Source organism: Lysobacter soli, assembly GCF_009755585.1.
GTDB lineage: Bacteria > Pseudomonadota > Gammaproteobacteria > Xanthomonadales > Xanthomonadaceae > Lysobacter_J > Lysobacter_J soli.
Window position 1 is genome coordinate 1,702,227 of record NZ_CP046603.1, and the last position, 21,126, is coordinate 1,723,352.

Genomic DNA, 21,126 nt, shown 5'->3' on the forward strand with positions numbered 1-21,126 from the left:
GACGTAAGCGGTGTGTCGTGTGTGGGCGGAGTGTGGCGAGCGGCCGTTATTCGGCCGTGATCTCGCCACGCAGCGGATTCTTCAGTGCATCGGCGACCAGCGCGGTCTGCTCGGCGACATGGTCGGCGAGGTGGCCGGCGGCCGGCGACGGCGAGCGCGCGCGACCGGCGTAGTGCAGCGTCTGGCCGGACTGCAGGCAGGCCGCCAGGTGGTGGCGGATCTGGTACCACGCGCCCTGGTTCTGCGGCTCTTCCTGGCACCACACCACGTCGGTGGCGTTCTTGAAGCGCTTCAGTTCGGCCTGCAGCATGGCGCGCGGGAACGGATAGAGCTGTTCGACGCGGAGAATCGCCACGTCGTCCAGGCCCTGCTTCTGCTGTTCTTCCAGCAGGTCGTAGTAGACCTTGCCGCCGCAGACCACGACGCGCTTGACCTTCTTCACGTCCGCCGAGGCGTCCGGGATCAGGTGTTGGAACTCGCCCTTGGCCAGTTCGTCCAGCGTGGAGACGGCGAGCTTGTGGCGCAGCAGCGACTTGGGCGTCATGACCACCAGCGGCTTGCGCGTGGTCATGCGCATCTGGCGGCGGATCATGTGATACGCCTGCGCCGGGGTGGTCGGCGTGCAGACGATCATGTTCTCCAGCGCGCACAACTGCAGGAAGCGTTCGAGGCGCGCGGAGCTGTGCTCCGGGCCCTGGCCTTCGTAGCCGTGCGGCAGGAACAGTGCCAGGCCACACAGGCGGCCCCACTTGGCCTCGCCCGAGGACAGGAACTGGTCGATCACCACCTGCGCGCCGTTGGCAAAGTCGCCGAACTGCGCTTCCCAGATGTCCAGCGTCATGGGATCGGCGGTGGCGTAGCCGTACTCGAAGCCCATCACCGCTTCCTCGCTCAGCAGCGAGTCGATGATCGTCACGTCGGTCGGGTTCTTCACCAGACGGCGCAGCGGCAGGACGTACTCGTCGTTGGTCTGCTCGTGCAGGATCGCGTGGCGGTGGAAGAACGTGCCGCGGCCGCAGTCCTGGCCGACCAGGCGCAGCTTGTAGCCTTCGTCCAGCAGCGTCGCGTAGGCAAGGTTCTCGGCGAAGCCCCAGTCGCCCGGCTGCTCGCCGGCCGCCATCTTGCGGCGGTCCTCGTAGATCTTCGCCACGCGCGGGTGCAGCTTGAGGTCGGCCGGCACGTCGTTGATCGTGACGGCGAGTTTGTCGAGCTTCTTGCGGTCGAACGTTGTGTCGACGGGATCGCTGAGCTTGCCCGACAGGTACTTCGACCAGTCGATGGTGAACTCGTCCGGCTTGACCTCGACCACTTCGGTCGTGACCACGCCGTCGTCGAGCTTCTGGCGGTAGCCGTCGACCAGCGCCTGCGCCTCGTCGGCGCTGAGCGTGCCCTCGGCGACCAGCTGCTGCGCGTAGAGCTCGCGCGGCGTCTTGTGCTTGCGGATGACCTGGTACATCACCGGCTGCGTCGCCGCCGGCTCGTCGGCCTCGTTGTGGCCGTGGCGACGGTAGCAGACCAGGTCGATGACCACGTCCTTGCCGAACGTGTTGCGGAAGTCCAGCGCCAGTTCGGCGCAGAACACGACCGCTTCGGGGTTGTCGCCGTTCACGTGCAGCACCGGGGCGCCGACCATCTTCGCGACGTCGGTGCAGTACAGCGTCGAGCGGGCGTCCTGCACGGCACTAGTGGTGAAGCCCACCTGGTTGTTGATGACGATGTGCACCGTGCCGCCGACGCGGAAACCGCGCGCCTGCGACATCTGGAACAGCTCCATCACCACGCCCTGGCCGGCGAACGCGGCGTCGCCGTGGATCAGGATCGGCAGCACCTGCTGCGCGCCCTTGTCGCCGCGACGCGACTGGCGCGAACGCACGGAGCCGACGACCACCGGGTCGACGATCTCCAGGTGCGACGGGTTGAACGCGAGCGCGAGGTGCACCGGACCGCCCGGGGTAGCGACGTCGGCCGAGAAGCCCATGTGGTACTTCACGTCGCCCTGGTGGGCGAGGTCGCTGTGGACGTGCTCGAACTTGCCTTCGAACTCGTCGAACAGGTGGCGCGGCGGCTTGCCGAGCGTGTTGATCAGGACGTTGAGGCGGCCGCGGTGGGCCATGCCGATAACGACGTCCTTGGCACCCTGTTCGCCGGCGCGACGGATGGTGCTGTCCATCAGCGGGATCAGCGCGTCGCCGCCTTCCAGCGAGAAACGCTTCTGGCCGACGTACTTCGTGCCCAGGTAGCGCTCCAGTCCATCGGCGGCCGTCAGGCGCTCCAGGATGCGCTTCTTGTCCTCGGCGGTGCGGCCGAACTTGCCGCCGGCCTTTTCCAGGCGCTCATACAGCCAGCGACGCTGGTCGGCGTCGGAGATGTGCATGAACTCGGCGCCGATCGGACCGGTGTAGGTGGCCTTGAGCAGGGCGAACAGGTCGCCCAGCTTCATGCGGTCGTGGCCGCCCACGCCGCCGGTGCTGAACTCGGCGTTGAGGTCGTTGCTGGTGAGCTGGTGGAACGCCAGGTCGAGATCCGGCGCGTCGGGCTTCTGCCACAGGCCCAGCGGGTCGATGTCGGCGCCCAGGTGGCCACGCGAACGGTAGGCCGTGATCAGGCGACCGACGTGGCGCTCGCGCTCATCGCCGGCACCCGCGGCCACGGAGACTACGCCGCGCGCGGCCTGGCGACCGGCTTCCGCGATCTGCTCGATCACCGCCGAGTGCGGGATGTCGCCGGCCTCGCGACCCTTGAAGCCGTCGAAGTACGCCTTCCATTTGGGATCGACACTGTCGGGAGCAACCAGGTACTGCTCGTACAGGTCTTCGACGAAAGCGGCGTTGGCGCCGAGCTGGGAGGACTGGGAGAACTGCTTCAGGAGACTGTCCACGATGGCGATCGGGAAACTCGGTGGGGAAAGGCGGAGTGAGCCTGGATGCGCGCGAGCGCGGCTATTCAGGCGCCAAGATTCGGAATTATAGCCCTTGACCGCCGACAAACGGCTAACACCAACGTCGAAGTGCGCATGCCGGCGGATGACGAAAAGCGGGCGTTGGCGCGCGGACGGCTTCGGCCCGTGAATAGCGTTTGGGCGCGGCGCGCGGGTTCAAGGTCGGAGTAAAGGCCGGAGCAAAGTCCGGACGGGACGCGGGATTCGTTCAGATCCCCAGCGCCCGGTACTCGGTGCACGGGCGCGCCCGCTCCCAGACCGGCGTGAAATGGGCCCGCAGCTGGCGGGCGCGGGCTTCGTCGTCGAGCCGGGTTTCGCCGTCGAAGCGGTGCCCGAGCGTCCGGAAGTACCAGCCGCCGCCATCGGTGGCCACGTAGGCGGAAGCGTAGTCGCGATCCACCGGCTCCTCGATCGCGCGGAACGTGAAGGCACTCGGCAGCCGCTGCGACAGGCCGATCAGCGGGGCGAGCGCCCGCCGGGGTGCGTCCGGATCATGCAGCAGCACGCGCACCTCGCCGCCGCCGACCGCGAACCGCCGCAGGGCGGCCATCGCTTCGGTCGTGTCGAGCAGGCCCGGGTCGAGGTCGCGGCTATAGACGAGCAACTGGCGGCGCGCGCCCTCGATGACCCCGAGCAGCGCCGCCAGCCCAGCGTCGCGCCGCAGTACGGGGTTGACCCCGCCCAGCACGAGCCGCATCGACTGGTGTTCCAGCCCCGCCTCGACGAACCGATCGCCGTACGGGAGGAAGCCCTGTCGTGCGTAGAACGCCAGCGCGGCGACCTGCGCGTGCAGCGTGATCTCGTTCCAGCCGAGCGTGCGGGCCTCGACCAGCAACGCCCTGAGCAGCGCCTCACCGACGCGGCGGTTGCGCCATTCCGGGACCACCGCCATGCGTCCGATGCGCCGATCCGGCGTGAGCCGGCCGGTGCCGATGGCCCGGCCCTGCGCGTCGCGGGCGATCACGTGCCGGCTCAACGGATCGAGCGCGTCGCGCTCGATTTCCACCGGTACGCCCTGTTCCTGCACGAAGACCACGTCGCGCACGGCGCGCAGGTCGGCGGTCGCCTGCTCGAAGGCGACCGCCTGGACGGTGAACACGGCGTCCGGGCGGCTCATTCCTCTTCGTCCGGCAGAGCGAGGTTGAAGTGGCCGGACTGGATCAGCTCCTGCACGAGATCGCGGCCGGCGTCGGACAGCGACGCGTAACCGGCGCCGTCGAGCTGCGCGGCGTCGGCGATCAGCGCGGCGTCGTCGGCGGGCAGGGGATAGTCGTGTCCGCTGACGTACAGCCGCGCCGGCTCGCCCTTTCGATGCGCACGCCGCCACGCCATGCGCGAATACGGGTGCCGGAACAGGCTGGCGCCTTGTTGCAGGTCCCATTCGATCTCGATGCGCGAGCGCGCCTGGCCGCCGCTTTGAACCTCGCCGCCCGCGCGGTACACGGTGATGAAGCGGCCGAACCAGTCGCCCAGGCGATCCGGATCGTTCATGCGCAGCAGGTTCAGCGCCTCGACCACGCGGTTCATCGCGGCGGTGTCGATCTCGTTCGGATCGGCGGACGGCGCGAGGTCCGGGTCGGTGTAGCGCAGCGCATCGTCCGCATCGCTTGCGAGCGTGTCGACGAAGTCGCCCAGCAGTTCCGCCGCCGACGGCGCGCGCATGCCGACGGAGAAGGTGAGGCACGCGTCTTCGGCAACGCCGTTGTGCGGCACGCCGGGCGGCAGGTACAGCATGTCGCCGGGGCCGAGCACCCAGTCATGCGTCGGGTTGAACTCGCGCAGCAGCTTCAGTTCGACGTCGGGGCGGAAGTCGAGCGGCGGACTCGCGCCTGCGTCGATCTGCCAGCGACGATGACCGTAGGCCTGCAGCAGGAAGACGTCGTACTGGTCCACGTGCGCGCCGACCGAACCGCCCGGCGCGGCGAAGGAAATCATGACGTCGTCGATGCGCCAGCGCGGCAGGAAGCGGAACTGTTCCAGCAACGTGGCGATGTCCGGATCCCACTTGTCGACGTCCTGCACCAGCAGCGTCCAGTCCTGGTGCGGCATGCCCGGGAACTCGTCTTCGTCGAACGGGCCATGGCGCAGCGTCCAGCGATCGTTCGCGCGGTCGTGCATGACGATGCGCGACAGCGCGGTTTCCTCGCATGCGAGGCCGGCGAGGTCTTCCGGCAGGACGGGCGTCTCGAAATCGGGGAACGCATTGCGGATCAGCAGCGGGCGCTTCTGCCAGTAATCGCGCAGGAAGCGCTCGGGTGTCATGCCCAGCGGCGGCAGCGTGCGGGCGTCGATTTCGATGGGCAGTTCAGCGCGCGCCGACTTCGCCGTCTTGGTGGCGGTCGTGCGCGCGGGAGCGTTCTTCGTCGGTGCGATCTTTCGGTTCATGGCGTGGCGATTTCGTCGTAGCCGCGGCCAAGGAACTGCAGCAGGCACCAGCCGTGTCCGAACGGATCGGCGATGGTGACGATGCGGCCCCAGTTGGCCTGGCGGATGGGGGAATCCTGCGTCGCACCGGCGGCAAGCGCGCGGGCGAGTGCGGCGTCGAGGTCGACGACGACCACGTCGCAGTGGAGCGGCGTCCAGTGGCGGGTGTAGTCGCGCGCTGATTCGCCGGCGCCGATGGAACCGGCGTCCTTGCGCAGCAGGTAGAGGGGCGCTTCGAAGCCGAGCAGTTCCACGCCGTCGTCGCCGAAGCGCCGTGCGGGCGTCAACCCGAACGCGCCGGTGTAGAAGGCTTCCGCCTCGCGTACGTCCGGCACGTCGATGTTGACGAGCAGCTTCATGGCATCGGGATGGCGCGCGTCGTCAGATCTCGCGCGCCAGCTTCTCCGCCAGGCCCACGTAGCTGCCCGGCGTCATGTCGAGCAGGCGCTGCTTGTCGGCGGCGGGAAGCTCCAGCGTGCCGATGAACTCGCGCATCGAGGCTTCGTTGATGCCCTGGCCGCGCGTGAGCGCCTTGAGTTGTTCGTACGGGTTCGGCAGGCCGTGGCGGCGCATCACCGTCTGCACGGCTTCGGCCAGCACTTCCCACGCGGCGTCGAGGTCTTCGGCCAGGCGCTGCGGGTTGGCGCTGAGCTTGCCCAGGCCGCGCAGCAGGGCGTCGAAGCCGATCAGCGCGTGGCCGAACGCGGTGCCGAGCGCGCGCAGCACCGTGGAGTCGGTGAGGTCGCGCTGCCAGCGGCTGATCGGCAGCTTGGCCGCGAAATGCTCGAACAGCGCGTTGGCGATGCCGAAGTTGCCTTCGGCGTTCTCGAAGTCGATGGGGTTGACCTTGTGCGGCATGGTCGAGGAACCGACTTCCCCGGCCTTCACCGCCTGCTTGAAGTAGCCCAGCGAGATGTAGCCCCACACGTCGCGGCACAGGTCGATCGCGATGGTGTCGATGCGGCGCTGGGCGTCGCAGATTTCGGCGATGCCGTCGTGCGGCTCGATCTGCGTGGTGTACGGCTGCCAGTTCAGGCCGAGCGAATGCACGAAGCGTTCGGAAAAGGCCGGCCAGTCAATGTCGGGATACGAGGCGACGTGCGCGTTGTAGTTGCCGACCGCGCCGTTGATCTTGCCCGGCATGCGCGCGGCGGCGAGCGTTTCGCCCTGGCGCTGCAGGCGCGCGACGACGTTGGCGATTTCCTTGCCGACGGTGGTCGGCGAGGCGGTCTGGCCGTGGGTGCGCGAGAGCATCGGCAGCGCGGCGTGTTCGTGCGCCATCGCGCGCAGCTTCTGGATCAGCTCGTCGAGCTTGGGCAGCAGCACGTACTGGCGCGCCTCGTTGAGCATCAGCGCGTAGCTGAGGTTGTTGATGTCCTCGGACGTGCAGGCGAAGTGCACGAACTCCAGCGCCGGGCCGAGCTCGGCGTCGTCCTTCAGGCGTTCCTTGATGAAGTACTCCACCGCCTTGACGTCGTGGTTGGTGGTGCGCTCGATCTCCTTCACGCGCGCGGCATCGGCCGGGGTGAGCGTGTCCACCAGCGCACGCAGGCGCGCGGCGGCGGCATCGGAGAACGGCGCGAGCTCGACGATGCCCGGTTCTGCAGCCAGCGCCAGTAGCCATTCCACTTCCACCTTCACGCGCGCCTTGATCAGGCCGTACTCGGAGAAGATCGGTCGGAGCGCGTCGACCTTGCCGGCGTAGCGGCCATCGAGCGGGGACAGGGCGAGCAGCTGGGCTTCAACGGACATGGCGGGCTTCAGTGGGAGATGGCGAAGGCAAACCGCGATTCTACTACTGCTCCCCGGGGCGACCCTTCGCGACCGGCCGGGCAGGGTGAAACACGCGTAACGCGCCCGGCGTAAGCTCGGCGCATCCGAACCGGAGGACCCCCGATGGCCAAGCAGGCCCGCCGCGACAGCGGCTTCCGCACCGAGAAAGACAGCATGGGCGAGTTGCAGGTGCCCGCGCAGGCCCTGTGGGGCGCGCAGACGCAGCGGGCGGTGCAGAACTTCCCGATCTCCGGCCGCCCCATGCCGCGGGAATTCATCCGCGCGCTGGGCCTCATCAAGGCCGCGGCGGCCGAGGTCAACGGCGGCTTCGGCCTGCTGGGCAAGGGCGCCTCGCAGGCGATCCGTGCCGCCGCGCTGGCCGTCGCGTCGGGCGAACACGACGCGCAGTTCCCCATCGACGTGTTCCAGACCGGCTCGGGTACGTCGAGCAACATGAACGCCAACGAGGTCATCGCGGCGCTGGCCAATGCCGGCGGCAAGGTCGCCAAGGCGATCCATCCGAACGATCACGTCAACCTCGGCCAGAGTTCCAACGACGTGATCCCGACCGCGATCCGCGTCAGCGCGCTGGTCGCCACGACCGAACAGCTGCTGCCTTCGCTCAAGCACCTGCGCCGGACGATCGAACGCCAGGGCAAGGCGCTGGGCAAGGTCACCAAGACCGGCCGCACGCACCTGATGGATGCGATGCCCCTGACGTTCGCGCAGGAATTCGGCGCGTGGGCCTCGCAGCTGGCGTCGGCACAGGCGCGCATCGAGGACGCGCTGGGCCGTGTGCGTCGGCTGCCCATCGGCGGCACCGCGATCGGCACCGGCATCAACGCCGATGCGCGGTTCGGCAAGGCGATGGCAAAGGCGCTTTCGGCGCTGTCGGGCGTCAAATTCGATTCGGCCGACGACAAGTTCGAAGGCATCGCGTCGCAGGACGATGCGGTGGAGCTGTCCGGCCAGCTCAACGCGCTGGCGGTGGCGCTGATGAAGATCGCCAACGACCTGCGCTGGATGAATTCAGGCCCGCTGGCCGGGCTGGGCGAGATCGAATTGCCGGCACTGCAGCCGGGCAGTTCGATCATGCCGGGCAAGGTCAATCCGGTGATTCCCGAAGCGACCTGCATGGTCTGCGCGCAGGTGATGGGCCACCACACCGCGATCACCGTGGCGGGGCAGAGCGGCAATTTCCAGCTCAACGTGATGCTGCCGCTGATCGCCTACGACCTGCTCGATTCGATCCAGCTGCTGGGCAACGTGATGCGCCTGCTGGCCGACGACGCCATCGCCGGGCTGAAGCCGCGACCGGATCGGGTGCGCGAAGCGTTGGACCGCAATCCGATCCTGGTCACCGCGCTCAATCCGATCATCGGTTACGAAAAGGCCGCCGCGATCGCGAAGCAGGCCTACAAGGAAGGCAGGCCGGTGCTGGATGTGGCAGCGGAGAGCAGCGGGCTATCGCTGAAGCAGCTGCGCGAACTGCTGGATCCGGCGGCGCTTACGCGTGGCGGGATCCATGAGGGGAGTGGGGGCGGTGGTTAACCAGCCGTCGTCTCTTCCAGCTGCCATCCCGTAGCTGTCATCCCCGGTTTTCAGCTGTCATCCCCGCGAAGGCGGGGATCCATGCATCCACCCGGTCACGGCCTTCGAAGGCCGTTATGCGTCTGTCCGTTGGATTCCCGCCTGCGCGGGAATGACGGCAAAAGCAGGGGCGCCGCGACACGAGCTTGCGCGCCCCCCAGACTTACTGCTTCGTCGGCGCCTCGGCCGCCTTCGCCGCTTCCTCCGCCGCCGAGGCGGCCGAATCGGCCACCTTTTCGCCCCTGTGCTTCGCGTCGCTGCGGCACTCGTCGATGTCGGCCTGCGTCATGTTCGCGTAGGGCTTAAACTCCGGCATCGCCGCGGCGAGGCGGTTCTGCGATTCCATCATCGCCGGCAGCGCGTCGCAGAGCGCCATCGCCGCAGCTTCGACCTTTGACGCCTGCGCCTCGACGTTGCGCTCGATGTCGTCCCCCGAGCCGCCGGTGAAGACGCTCTTGATCGACTGCGTCACTGCCTGCGTGGCGAGGTCGGCGCTGTGCATGCCGATCGTCACGCCCGCGTTCGCGACGTCGATGATGCGGCCGCGATACTCGAGCAGCAGCGTGCGCTGCTGCGGGGTTACCGCCACCGCGTCACCGTCGATCAGCAGATCGCCCTTGGGTGAAATTTCGACGCGCTTGCCGCCGGTGCCGCTGTTGTTGACGCTGACGTTGCCTTCGGCGATTTCCTTCTTCGCCTGCGTCAACGCCTTCTGCACGGCACCGGACACGACGCCGCCAGTCTCGGCCGCCTTCTGCGCGGTCGGTTGCGAGGGCGTATTGGCATCGCACGCGGACAGCAGCGTCGCGCTGGACAGGACTGCAGTGAGGGCGAAAAGACGCAGGTTCATGGCGAACGTCCTGGGTGATGTGGATGGATCAGTCGTCGGAGGGCACGCTGACGGTGCCCCTCACGCCGCTGTGGTCGACGCCGCCGCTGCCGACGCGGCGTACGGTGAGGTTGCCGGCGACGTCGTGCGCGTCCAGGCCGCCGGAGCCGATCTTGCCGGCGATGACGTTGCCGCCGACTTTCTGTGCTTCCAGCCCGCCGGAGCCGATGCTTTCGATGCTGACGTTGCCGCCGACATCGCGAAGGTCGATGTCGCCAGAGCCTACGCTGCCGACGTCGACATTCGTCTTGACGCGGCGTGCCGTCAGATCGCCCGAACCGACCGACAGCACGCGAAGAGAACCGATCGTGTCCAGCTCGATGTCACCGGAATTGACGTCGGCGGTGACCAGGCCGCGGATGTTGCGGGCCTCGACATCGCCGGAGCCGACATCGGCGCTCATCGCCGCCGCGCCGCTGACGCGCGCATCGCCCGAGCCGACGTCCAGCTGCACCAGCACGTTGTCCGGCACGGTCGCGTTAAGCGAAAGGTAGGCGTAGTTCGCGCTGCCGAAACTGATGCTGATGGTGTCGGCGCGCTCGGCCGTGACGATGATCTTGTCGCCCACGCGCTTCTGCGTGAGCGTCAGTTCCTTCAGTCGGTCGGGATTGGACGCGCAGGCCTTGCCCTGCACGGCGCCCTTCGCGCCGGGCGATGCGGTGACGGTGAGGTCGTGCGGGCCGATGTCGAACATCACGGTCTTCACGCCGTTGAAGTCGAGCGTGAGGTTGTGCGGTTCGGAGTGCTTGCATTCGTCGGCGAAGGCCTGGCCGGCGAACAGGGCGAGGGGAAGCAGGGCAAAGGCGACGGTGGGCTTGCGCATGGCGGGTCTCTCCGTGATAGGCCCTACTTGGATGCGCCCGAGGTGCGCACGGTTGCATTGCCCGTCGCATCGCCCAGCAGCAGCGGTCGCAGCGTCGGCCAGGCGTTGTCGAGCACGCGCGGCTGCGCGGCCGCATTCGGGTGGATGCCGTCGTCCTGCAGCAGCGCCGGCGTCGCGGAAATGTCGCCGAGCAGCGACGGCAGCAGCGCAACCTCGGCGCTTTTTGCGACGGTCGCGTAGGCCTCGCGCAGCAGATTCGCCGAGCCGTCCTTGTCGAAGGCCGGCGGTACGACGAAGCCGAGGATCGCCACCTTCGCGCCCCGTGCGCGGGAGAGTTCGATCAGGCGCGAAAGATCGCGTTCGATGGCATCGCGCTTCGCGCCGAGGATCGCGTCGTTGCCGCCGAGCTCGAGCACGACGACATCGGGATGGTGCTGTTCGAGCAGGGCGGGAAGTTCGTCAAGCGCGTCGGTCAGCGTCTTGCCGCCGCGGCTCGCGTTGACGATGGCGGGCGGGGTTTTCGTTTCGGTGGCGAGGCGCGCCTGCAGCAGCGAGACCCAGCCCTGCGACGATTCCATGCGGTGCGCGCTGCTGAGGCTGTCGCCGACGATCAGGACGGTGTCGGCGGACGCGTCGGCGGCGCGATTGGCGGCCAGCGCGGGAAGCGATGCGGAGAACAGTGCGAAGCAGAGCAGGGCGGCGAACTTCGGGCGCATCGGGGGTTCCTTGGTGATCGGGGCGGCGTAGCCGTTTTGAGGTTTCTGCGAGTGCCCGACGTGCGATAGACAGTCATCCGGCGTCGTGGCGCGGCTTCCACTTCGGTGTGATCGCTGCCGCCATCCTTGGCGTCACGCTGCAGGTTTCGGGTCGCCCGGCCCGGCCATCCATGGCCGGTCATTCGGCAGGCCGCGCGGCAGTGCCGCGTTTCCCACTTCGATGTATCAATTGGCTGCCATCCCTGGCGTCACGCTATCGGCGTCGGGTTGCCCAGCCCGGCCATCCATGGCCGGGCGTTCGCGCGGCGCGGACCAGTGGTCCGCGCTCGCGCTCACCCCTCATCCCTCCAGCGGCGGAGGCGGATCGCGCCGAAGATCATCACCGCGCCGGCCAGCGCACCCACCCACAGCTGCGGCGTGGCGAGGACCGAGTACATCGTGCGAAGGCTCAGCACCGAGTGGATCGCCTGCGGGCCGTCGACGTCGACGTCGCCCAGCTGCGCCGCGTCGAACCACGAACCCGGGGCCACGCTCAACAGGCTGCGGGCCACGACATTCTTCCAGAACCAGCCGGTTTCCAGGTCAAACAGCTGCATCAGGTCGAACCAGCTGACGAAGATGCCGGCGAAGATCGGGATCATGATCGCCCACAGGAAAGGCTTGCTCTTGGCCCAGGCCGAGCAGAGCATCAGCCAGCCCACGGTCGGCAGGGCCCACAGTGCGTACACCGGGATCGACGCGAGCAGATGCATGCTCACCTTGAGCGGACTCGCCGGGCCCCACAGCATCGTGACCGGGTTACCGCCGTGCAGCAGCACCGCGAAGCTGTAGACCACCATCGAACCGAACACCGTCGCGATGGCGGCGATGGCGGCGATGGCCGGCGCCATCAGCGTCGCGCTGGCGACCTTCGACAGCACCGTGTCGCGATCGGAGATCGGCAGCGATTTCCAGAAAAGCACGCTGCGGTCGCGACGATCGTCGTACAGGCTGCCCAGGCAATAGAAGAACACCACGAAGGCCAGCACGATGAAGGGCCAGCTCGCCGCCATGTACAGGCTGGCGTCGATCACGCCCCCGAACTCGTGCAGCTCGCTCGGGCTCATCTTCGCGGTGAGCTGCGAAAGATCCAGTCCGTTGACCTGGAAGCTGCCGCCTTCGACGTTGATCGTCGCGCGGTCGGGCACCTTGCGCAGCAGCACTTCGCCCGCGCCGATGCCCATCAGCGTGAGCACCAGCAGGATCGCGCCTGCCACCAGCGGGGCCCACAGGAAACCGCCCTTGTGCTCCCAGAACTCGCGCCGGAGCAGCATCTTGAACGTGTGCGTGGGATGCGTCGCCGCTACCGCGGCGGAGCGGGGAAATTCCTGGGATTCGTTGATCGCGTTCATGCGTAGGTCCCCTTCATCGTGGCGACGAACAGGTCGGCCAGGCCCGGTGTGCGGGTTTCGCCCAGTCCGGCCAGTCGTTCGCGCGGCACGCCGTCGAACAGCATCACCGTCTTGCCGAAGGGCAGGGCGCGTTCGTCGATCGGCTGTAGCGCGCGGGCCTCGCCGGTGCGGTCGCCGTTGACCAGCACTTCGGTGAAGCGTTCGCCCAGCGTTTCCATGTCGTTGTTGAGCACGACCTTGCCGTCGCGGATGAACATGACGTCGGTGAGGATGTGCTCGATTTCCTCGACCTGGTGCGTGGTGACCAGGATGGTCTTCTCCTCGTCGAAGTAGTCCTCCAGCAGGCGCTGGTAGAACTGCTTGCGGTAGAGGATGTCCAGGCCGAGCGTGGGTTCGTCGAGCACCAGCAGGCGCGCGTCGATGGCCATCACCAGCGCCAGGTGCAGCTGCACGATCATGCCCTTGGACAGTTCGCGCACGCGCATCTGCGGCTTGAGCTGGGTGTGGGCGAGGAAGCGTTCGCACTTGGCGCGATCGAAGCGCGGATGCACGCCTGCGACGAAGTCGATGGCTTCCTTCACGCGGATCCAGCGCGGCAGCACCGCGACGTCGGCGATGAAGCACACATCGCGCATGAGTTCGTCGCGTTCGGTGCGCGGATCGCGACCGAGCACGCGCAGCTCGCCTTCGAACGGAATCAGTCCGAGGATCGCCTTCAACGCGGTGGTCTTGCCCGCGCCGTTGGGACCGATCAGGCCGACGATGCGGCCGGCGGGGATCTCGAACGCGGTGTCGTCCAGCGCGAGCTTGTTCTTGTAGGCCTTGCGCAGGCCGCGGGCGCTTACGACCGGGGCAGCTGCGGAGACGAGCGAAGCGGAGGCGTTCATGGCGAGCCTGCCTTGGCCGGGGTGAGCAGGTCTTCGGCGGTGAGGCCCAGTCGCAGGATGCGTTCGAGCACCAGCGGCCATTCCTCGCGCAGGAAGCGTTCGCGTTCGTTGAACAGCAGTTTCTTTGCCGCCTCTTCGGTCACGTACATGCCAAGACCCCTGCGTTTCTCGACGAGAGCCTCGTCCGCCAGTTCCTGATAGGCGCGCGAGACAGTGATGGGATTGAGCTGGTATTCGGCGGCGACCTGGCGCACGGAGGGCAGAGCGTCCCCCGGCTTCAGAATCCCGTCGAGCATCATCGCGATGACGCGATCCTTCAGCTGGCGATAGATCGGAGCGCCGTCGCTCCATTGGATTGCGGTCATGGTTCAGCCCCGCGGTGCGAATGAGATGTAAGGCATGACGAGGGTTTGCCGGCGGTGCCGGGCGGCGGTCCGTGCCTTGTGTTCGGATTCGGTGTCGTTCTCGCCGGCGGTCTTCACCGCCTGGGCCAGGGCCGTGGCGGTGGCGATTTCGGCGGCCAGGGTGGCGGCGTCGGCCAGGGTTTCGACCTTGTCGGCCCGGCGTTCGATGCTCCGGGTCAGCGCGTCGAGATGGTCCTGCTGGCTGCGCGAGGCGTCCGACGGCGTGAAGGTCGCGTCGAGCGGCCCCATCTGCACGGCCAGGTGTTCGGCGCGAGCCTCGTGCGGGGCCGGCATCGCCATCGCCAGGCACAGCGCCAGGGCGGAAGCGGAAGCCAGCAGTGCCGTGAGGGAGTTCTGGAACCTGCGGTTCATGGTGAACGTCCTGCTCGTTAGTAGACCGGTGTTGTAGGCAACTATAACACCAAATTACGACCGGTCAACCGGCTTCTACCCAACTGATGGCATAGCCGACGGGCGGTGGGGAGCTGGCCTGTTCAGGCGGGAGGCGTGGCTCAGTCCTCAAGCATCCCTTTTGGACGGTCCCCCGTCTTTGCGGTGGATGTCCGCTGGCGCTCGCGCCGATGCATGCAAATCCCGACGCGCACTCACCGATCGCTTCACGACCTCGTGCGTAGATCGCGTGTAGACACGGTTGGCGATTGCCGATGAGGGCTGGTGCCGCGACAATGCCGGGCTTGCCCGCGCCTGTTTCGATGAGCGTATGCAAGGCGCCGGCACGTGCCGGACACAACACCCATACGGAGTAGGTTCCCCATGAAGGCATTGATGCGCGGCGCCGCCGTGTTGCTTACCACTGCGGCCACGCTGATCGGCGGGGCGGCCTCTGCTCAGGAAAAGAACGTGCTGACGACCGAACGCGAAAAGACCAGCTACATGGTGGGCACCGACATCGCCCAGTCGATCACGCCGCTGTCGCCCGACATCGACCTGGCCGCGTTCCAGCGCGCGATCCAGAACGCCTTCGACGGCGGCAAGCCGCTGATCACCGAGACTGAAGCGCAGACCGTCGGCCCCGCGCTGATGCAGCGCATCGCCGTGCGTACCGGCCAGGCGCCGGCCGGCACGAAGGCGCCGGACGTGCCGAAGGACAAGGTCGCCTACCTGGTCGGCGCCGACGTCGGCCGCTCGCTCGCGCCGATCAAGGACGAGCTCGAACTGCCGGTGGTGATGCAGGCCATCCGCACGTCCTTCGACAAGGGCCAGCCGCTGCTGAGCGACGCCGAACTCGGCGCGATCCGCCAGTCGTTCCAGCAGAAGGTGCAGGCCAAGATGCAGGCGCAGGCCTCGCAGCTGGGCGACAAGAACAAGGCCGAGGGCGCGAAGTTCCTCGCCGAGAACAAGACGCAGAAGGGTGTGATCACGACCGGTTCGGGCCTGCAGTACATGGTGCTGCGCCAGGGTTCGGGCCCGCGCCCGACCGCCACCGACCGCGTGCGCGTCAACTACGAAGGCAAGCTGCTCGACGGCACCGTGTTCGACAGCTCCTACGCGCGCAACCAGCCTGCCGAATTCGCGCTCAACCAGGTCATCGCCGGCTGGACCGAAGGCGTCGGCATGATGCCGGTGGGCAGCAAGTTCCGCTTCTGGATTCCGGGCGATCTCGCCTATGGCGCGAACGGTACGCCGGGCGGCCCGATCGGTCCGAACGCCACGCTGGTGTTCGACGTCGAACTGATGGGCATTCTGTAAGAAGCGTTCCGGCGCTCGTCCACGACGCGCGCCGCTCGCAGTGTGCGTGGATCGACGGGCGTGCCGCGCGTTGCGTGGTACGCCTGACGTTCAGTTCGCCGCTGGCAGTTTGTCAGGCCGCAACGCCGGACGGAGTCCCGTTCCGGCGATCTTTCCTTCCTGGAGCTCCCCGATGAAGTTCACTCCGCGCCACACCGGCCTCGCCCTGGCCGTCGCTTCGCTCGCCGCCTTGACCGCCGCCTGCAACAAGCCGGCCGACAACGCCGAAGCCAAGAAGGACACCGCCACGACCGAAGCCGGCAAGGACGGTGCGAAAGCCATCGCGGGCCTTGCGACGGAGAAGGAACAGGTCAGCTACATGATCGGCATGGACATGGCGCGCTCGCTCGAGCCGGTGAAGGGCGAGATCGACCTGGACACGCTGCACAAGGCGCTCAAGACGTCGCTGGAAGGCGGCAAGCCGCTGCTCGACGAGAAGCAGGCCGGCGAGATCCGCGAAGCCTTCGCGCAGAAGATCCGCGCGCAGCAGATCGCCAAGCTCGAAACCGACGCGAAGAACAACGCCGAAGCCGGCGCGAAGTTCCTCGCCGAGAACGCGAAGAAGCCGGGCGTGACGACCACCGCCTCGGGCCTGCAGTACCAGGTCATCACCGAAGGCAAGGGTCCCAAGCCGACGCCGACCGACGTGGTGAGCGCGCATTACAAGGGCACGCTGCTGGACGGCAAGACCTTCGACAGTTCCTACGATCGCGGCGAGCCGGCGACGTTCGTGCTCTCCCAGATGGTGCCGGGCTGGCAGGAAGGCCTGACGCTGATGCCGGTGGGCAGCAAGTTCCGTTTCTGGATCCCGAGCAAGCTCGCGTACGGTCCGCAGGGCGCCGGCCCGATCGGCCCGAACCAGACGCTGGTGTTCGAAGTCGAGTTGCTCGACATCGGCAAGCCGGGGCAGGGCAAGTAACGACCCGCTGTATCCGGGAAGGTCCCTGAGCGAGCAGGCTCTTCACTCGTGACTGGTTACCTTCCCATTTCGCCACATTCGGAGTAGCTGCATGCGCGTCACCATCTTCGGAACGGGCTACGTAGGCCTGGTCACCGGAACCTGTCTTGCCGATGTCGGCCATGACGTGGTCTGCGTCGATATCGACCAGGCCAAGGTCGAAGGCCTAAATCGCGGTGTGATCCCGATCTACGAGCCCGGCCTGGAGCCGATGGTGAAGGCGAACCACGCGGCGGGCCGGTTGACGTTCACGACCGACGCGGCGGCAGCGATCGCACACGGCGACGTGATCTTCATCGCCGTGGGCACGCCGCCGGACGAAGACGGCAGCGCGGACCTGAAGTACGTGCTCGCGGTGGCTCGCACGATCGGCAAGCACCTCGAGCGCAGTGCGGTGGTGGTGAACAAGTCGACGGTGCCGGTCGGCACCGCCGACAAGGTGCGCGCGGCGATCGCCGATGAGTTGCGCACGCGCGGGACCGACGTGGCGTTCGAAGTCGCCTCGAACCCGGAATTCCTCAAGGAAGGCGACGCCGTCAACGACTGCATGCGGCCCGACCGCATCGTGATCGGCTCGTCCAGCACGATGGCGGTCGAACGCCTGAAGCGCCTGTATGCACCGTTCAATCGCAACCACGAACGCATCGTGGTGATGGACGTACGTTCGGCCGAGCTGACCAAGTACGCCGCCAACGCGATGCTGGCGACCAAGATCAGCTTCATGAACGAGATCGCGAACATCGCCGAGCGCGTGGGCGCGGACGTCGAGATGGTCCGCCAGGGCATCGGTTCGGACCCGCGCATCGGTTGGCACTTCATTTATCCCGGCGCCGGTTACGGCGGTTCGTGCTTCCCGAAGGACGTGCAGGCGCTGCATCGCACGGCGCTGCAGCACGGCTACACCGCGCAGTTGCTGGGCGCGGTGGAAGGCGTCAACGAGCAGCAGAAGGGACATCTGTTCGAACTGATCCAGCGCCACTACGACGGCAACGTCGCGGGCAAGACCTTTGCGGTCTGGGGCCTGGCATTCAAGCCGAACACCGACGACATGCGCGAAGCCTCGAGCCGTCGCCTGCTGCAGCAGCTTTGGGATGCCGGCGCGAAGGTGCGCGCGTACGACCCGGAGGCGACCGAGGAAGCCCACCGCATCTTCGGCGATCGCGATGACCTGGTGCTGTGCGATTCCGCCCAGGCCGCGCTGGCCGACGCGGACGCGCTGGTCGTGGTCACCGAATGGAAGCAGTTCCGCAGCCCGGATTTCGCGCGCCTGAAGCAATCGGTCAACGACGCGGTCATCTTCGACGGCCGCAACCTGTACCACCCGGACGAAGTCGAATCGGCCGGGCTGGCGTATTACGGGATCGGGCGCGGCCGCTCGATCCAGACGCACTGAAATGCCCGACCAACGCGATGACCTTGAGCAGCGCCTTGTCGACCTGGAAACGCGCCTCGCGTTCCAGGAGCAGGCGCTGTCCGAGCTGAGCGATGCACTCGCCGCGACGCGCGGCGAGGAGGCGCGCAACGCGCTGGCGATGCATCGTGTCCTGGAGGAACTGCGGCACATGCGGGCCGCGCTCGCGTCCAACCCGTTCGCCGCGGAGCCCTCGCAGGAACCGCCGCCGCCGCATTACTGAAGCCGGCGCACCGTTCACCGTGGAAAGCCGCGCGCCACGGCCGCCGGCTGCCTATACTTCGGGTCTGCAGTCACCCTCCTTTCGCAGCAGCACATGAGCAACAGCCTCCGCGACCAGTTGATGGGCCTGGGCTTCAAGCCCGCGCCCAAGCCCGAGCGCCCCGCGCACGCCAAGGGCGGCAAGCCGGACAACCGGCAGGGTGGCAAGCCCCAGGGCGCGCAGCCGCAAGGTGCGAAGCCGCAGGGCGGAAAGCCGCAGGCTGGCGATCGCCGCCAGGACGGACGCAAACCCGACAACCGTAAGCCGGGCGCGCGACACGGCGGCAAGCCGCAGTCGCGCGAGGACATCGACCTGGCGAAGGCCTACGCCATCCGCGCCCAGCGCGAGAAGGACGAGCGCATCGCCGCGGAAGCCGCCAAGCAGGAAGAAGCGCGCCAGCGCCGCGAGGCGCGCGCGAAGCTCGCCGAGCTGGTCAAGGACAAGGCGCTCAACGACGCGACCGCCGAGATCGCCCGCCACTTCCCGTACGGCGGAAAGATCAAGCGCATCTACGTCAACGAGGCGCAGCTCAAGCAGCTCAATGCCGGCGAACTCGGCGTGCTGCAGATGGACGGCCGCTACCTCCTGGTCACCGCCGAACTGCTCGCGCAGGCCGAAGCGGTCTTCGCCCCCGCCGTGGCGTTGAAGGTCGACCCGAACGCGCCGGCGAACGAGGATCCTTACGCCGATCCGCAATACCAGGTGCCCGACGACCTGGTGTGGTGATCGTTTCCCCGGCGTGACGCGCCGACACTGACACCTGACCGAATCCAACGCATGCCCGTCACGGACGACACGCGCCAGCGTTACTTTCCCTACATCGATGGACTGCGCGCGCTGGCCGTGCTTTCGGTCATCGCCTACCACCTCGACGCCCGACTGCTGCCGGGCGGTTTTACCGGCGTCGATGTGTTCTTCGTGATTTCCGGCTTCGTGGTCAGCGCCTCGATGGCGCACCTGCATAGGCCACGGCTGCCCGATTACCTCGGTTACTTCTATTCCCGGCGCATCCGGCGCATCGCTCCGGCGCTGATCGTCTGCCTCATGCTCACGGGCATCGCGAGCGCGCTCTTCATCCCGCAGGCCTGGCTGAGCGACACCAGCAACGAGGTCGGCCGCTGGGCATTCGTCGGCCTGAGCAACTTCGTCCTGCTGCGCACCGACGGCGATTATTTTTCGCCGAAGGTCGAGTTCAATCCGTACACGCATACGTGGTCGCTCGGCGTGGAAGAGCAGTTCTACGTGCTCTTCCCGCTCCTGTTCTTCGCATGGGCGTGGGGTGTGCGCGGCCGGAAGTGGTCGATGGCGCTGTTCGCGGCGGGCTTGCTGGCCTCGCTGGGCTACGTGATCCACATCGCCGAGGCGAAGCCCGCGGTTGCGTTCTACATGCTGACCACACGGTTCTGGCAACTCGCGGCAGGCGTGCTGCTGTTCCAGGTGCTTTCGCAGGCGAGGGGGGAAGCTGGCGCGACGCGGATTCCGGCTTTCGTCGCTACCGTCGGCGCATTCGTGTCGCTGGCGCTGCTTGCCGTCAGCCTGGTAACCGCGCGTGCGGGACATTCGCCGTGGCCTGATTCGGTGCCGGCGGTGCTCGGCACGCTCGGCCTGCTCGGCTTCCTGTACCGCCCCGACGCCGGCGGACCGTTGCGCGTCCTGTTGGAGAACGGCGGTGTGCGCTGGGTCGGGCGACTGTCGTACTCCCTCTACCTGTGGCACTGGCCGGTATTCGTGCTGATGCGCTGGACGGTCGGGCTGGAATCGGTGCCGACGCAGATCGCTGCGCTGGTGGCGACGTTTGGCCTTGCCGCGCTCTCGTATTACTTCGTCGAGACGCCGTTCCGCCGCGCCGCGGTGTTCCGCAACGCACACAAGCTGGCGGTGATCGGCGTCGGGGTGATCGCGATCTTCGCCTTCATGGGCGTGTACCGGAAAGTCGGCCGGATGCAGCCGGACCTCTCGCTGAGCGTCACCGCGCAGCACGCCGACGACTGGTATCCGATGGGCCGCGAAACGCGAGCGGTCTATCCCGATTGCGCCGCCACGGGGCATCTGGAAACCGTCGCCGGTGCCGAGCTTCGCATCTATTCCAAGTCCTCCTGCACGACGCCGCCAGCCGCCGGACGGCTGTTCGTCATCGGCGACTCGCACGCCGCCGCTTACATGGGCCTCTACGCGAAGCTGGCGGTGGACTCCGGACGCGACGTTTACCTGTACACGCGCGCGGGCTGCGCGTTTGCGAGCCTGCAGCCCTCGCGCGACTACAAGGCTCCGCACTGCCGGCAGTTCGGCGATGCGGCGGTCGCCGACGTGCAGTCGCGTGCGAAGCCGGGCGATACGCTGTTCCTGCCCGCGTTGCGCTTGCCGCGCTATGCCGATCAGTGGACGAGCATCGATCCGGAGCAGGTGCGCAATGCCGTGTTCGGCGCGGATGCGGTCGCGGGCCGGCGCGAAGCGGAGCAGATCGTGCGCGACATGCTCCAGCCCCTGGCCGAACGTGGCGTCGCCATCGTGTTCGAAGCGCCCAAGCCGGTGTTCCGCTCGACGCCGTACCGATGCGCCGACTGGTTCAGCCGCGGAAATCCCGCGTGCCGCGACGGTCTGGCGATGCCGCGTGGCGAACTGGAAGCGCTGCGCAAGCCGGTCCTGGACTCCCTGGCCAGAATGGCCGCGCAGTTGCCCGGCGCGAGCGTATGGGATCCGTTCCCGATCCTCTGTCCCGACGCGACCTGCGTCGTCGAGGACAACGGCCGTCCGCTGTATTTCGATGCCGACCACATCAGCGGGTACGCGAACCGCAAGCTGTTGCCTGGTTTCATGGCGCATCTTTCGGCGACGTCATCCGGTGGGTCGGGGAACGCGCGTCAGGAATGACGAAGGCCGCGCAGGCGGCCTTCGTGTTGGTGCCGCTGTG

The 21,126-nt window shown here is 67.5% G+C and carries 19 protein-coding genes; 7 read left to right on the forward strand and 12 right to left on the reverse strand.

Annotation, left to right across the window (positions count from 1 at the left end):
- Positions 1–46: 46 nt before the first annotated feature.
- The 5 genes from GOY17_RS07735 to purB form a co-directional block, all read right to left on the reverse strand.
- Positions 47–2,878, reverse strand: a complete 2,832-nt coding sequence (locus GOY17_RS07735) for a 2-oxoglutarate dehydrogenase E1 component (RefSeq protein ID WP_157029931.1) — start codon at positions 2,876–2,878, stop codon at positions 47–49.
- Between the two features lie 268 nt (positions 2,879–3,146).
- The gene (locus GOY17_RS07740) at positions 3,147–4,055 is read right to left on the reverse strand and encodes a GNAT family N-acetyltransferase (RefSeq protein ID WP_157029932.1); all 909 of its coding nucleotides are present in this window, start codon (positions 4,053–4,055) and stop codon (positions 3,147–3,149) included.
- A complete protein-coding gene (locus tag GOY17_RS07745; RefSeq protein ID WP_157029933.1) occupies positions 4,052–5,323 on the reverse strand; it encodes a cupin domain-containing protein in 1,272 nt (423 codons plus the stop codon). The genes GOY17_RS07740 and GOY17_RS07745 overlap by 4 nt, the downstream gene beginning before the upstream one ends.
- Positions 5,320–5,721, reverse strand: coding sequence for a VOC family protein (locus GOY17_RS07750; protein ID WP_157029934.1), 402 nt, complete (start codon positions 5,719–5,721; stop codon positions 5,320–5,322). Before GOY17_RS07750 ends, GOY17_RS07745 begins: the two co-directional genes overlap by 4 nt.
- A 22-nt stretch (positions 5,722–5,743) precedes the next feature.
- Entirely contained in the window at positions 5,744–7,114 is a 1,371-nt protein-coding gene (gene purB / locus GOY17_RS07755; RefSeq protein ID WP_115840573.1) for an adenylosuccinate lyase, read from the reverse strand.
- A 144-nt stretch (positions 7,115–7,258) separates the two neighbouring features.
- Between purB and GOY17_RS07760 the strand changes: the two genes are divergently transcribed.
- Positions 7,259–8,686, forward strand: coding sequence for a class II fumarate hydratase (locus tag GOY17_RS07760; RefSeq protein WP_157029935.1), 1,428 nt, complete (start codon positions 7,259–7,261; stop codon positions 8,684–8,686).
- 202 nt (positions 8,687–8,888) lie between these two features.
- Here GOY17_RS07760 and GOY17_RS07765 read toward each other — a convergent pair whose 3' ends face one another.
- The 7 genes from GOY17_RS07765 to GOY17_RS07795 all read right to left on the reverse strand — a co-directional run bounded on the left by GOY17_RS07765 (position 8,889) and on the right by GOY17_RS07795 (position 14,207).
- Positions 8,889–9,575: a YggN family protein gene (locus GOY17_RS07765; RefSeq protein ID WP_157029936.1), complete on the reverse strand. Its 687-nt coding sequence runs from the start codon at positions 9,573–9,575 to the stop codon at positions 8,889–8,891.
- A gap of 28 nt (positions 9,576–9,603) precedes the next feature.
- The gene (locus GOY17_RS07770; protein ID WP_157029937.1) at positions 9,604–10,437 is read right to left on the reverse strand and encodes a DUF4097 family beta strand repeat-containing protein; all 834 of its coding nucleotides are present in this window, start codon (positions 10,435–10,437) and stop codon (positions 9,604–9,606) included.
- Between the two features lie 23 nt (positions 10,438–10,460).
- Positions 10,461–11,153, reverse strand: a complete 693-nt coding sequence (locus GOY17_RS07775; RefSeq protein WP_157029938.1) for a GDSL-type esterase/lipase family protein — start codon at positions 11,151–11,153, stop codon at positions 10,461–10,463.
- A gap of 332 nt (positions 11,154–11,485) precedes the next feature.
- Complete coding sequence (locus GOY17_RS07780; RefSeq protein ID WP_232338557.1) at positions 11,486–12,544, reverse strand: hypothetical protein; 1,059 nt, start codon at positions 12,542–12,544, stop codon at positions 11,486–11,488.
- Positions 12,541–13,431, reverse strand: coding sequence for an ABC transporter ATP-binding protein (locus tag GOY17_RS07785; RefSeq protein ID WP_157029939.1), 891 nt, complete (start codon positions 13,429–13,431; stop codon positions 12,541–12,543). The genes GOY17_RS07780 and GOY17_RS07785 overlap by 4 nt, the downstream gene beginning before the upstream one ends.
- Positions 13,428–13,796 carry a GntR family transcriptional regulator gene (locus GOY17_RS07790; protein WP_115840567.1) on the reverse strand — a complete coding sequence of 123 codons (369 nt, stop codon included), beginning with the start codon at positions 13,794–13,796 and terminating at the stop codon, positions 13,428–13,430. Before GOY17_RS07790 ends, GOY17_RS07785 begins: the two co-directional genes overlap by 4 nt.
- A 3-nt stretch (positions 13,797–13,799) precedes the next feature.
- Positions 13,800–14,207, reverse strand: a complete 408-nt coding sequence (locus GOY17_RS07795) for a hypothetical protein (RefSeq protein ID WP_157029940.1) — start codon at positions 14,205–14,207, stop codon at positions 13,800–13,802.
- A gap of 402 nt (positions 14,208–14,609) precedes the next feature.
- Between GOY17_RS07795 and GOY17_RS07800 the strand changes: the two genes are divergently transcribed.
- The 6 genes from GOY17_RS07800 to GOY17_RS07825 all read left to right on the forward strand — a co-directional run bounded on the left by GOY17_RS07800 (position 14,610) and on the right by GOY17_RS07825 (position 21,086).
- A complete protein-coding gene (locus tag GOY17_RS07800; protein WP_157029941.1) occupies positions 14,610–15,545 on the forward strand; it encodes an FKBP-type peptidyl-prolyl cis-trans isomerase in 936 nt (311 codons plus the stop codon).
- A 172-nt stretch (positions 15,546–15,717) separates the two neighbouring features.
- Entirely contained in the window at positions 15,718–16,503 is a 786-nt protein-coding gene (gene bamJ / locus GOY17_RS07805; RefSeq protein WP_157029942.1) for a BamJ family beta-barrel-assembly machinery protein, read from the forward strand.
- Positions 16,504–16,594: 91 nt separating this feature from the next.
- The gene (locus tag GOY17_RS07810) at positions 16,595–17,935 is read left to right on the forward strand and encodes a UDP-glucose dehydrogenase family protein (RefSeq protein WP_157029943.1); all 1,341 of its coding nucleotides are present in this window, start codon (positions 16,595–16,597) and stop codon (positions 17,933–17,935) included.
- 1 nt (position 17,936) lies between these two features.
- Positions 17,937–18,176, forward strand: a complete 240-nt coding sequence (locus tag GOY17_RS07815) for a SlyX family protein (RefSeq protein ID WP_115840562.1) — start codon at positions 17,937–17,939, stop codon at positions 18,174–18,176.
- Between the two features lie 93 nt (positions 18,177–18,269).
- Complete coding sequence (locus GOY17_RS07820) at positions 18,270–18,941, forward strand: DUF2058 family protein (RefSeq protein WP_157029944.1); 672 nt, start codon at positions 18,270–18,272, stop codon at positions 18,939–18,941.
- Positions 18,942–18,992: 51 nt separating this feature from the next.
- Positions 18,993–21,086, forward strand: a complete 2,094-nt coding sequence (locus GOY17_RS07825) for an acyltransferase family protein (RefSeq protein WP_157029945.1) — start codon at positions 18,993–18,995, stop codon at positions 21,084–21,086.
- The last annotated feature ends 40 nt before the right edge of the window (positions 21,087–21,126 follow it).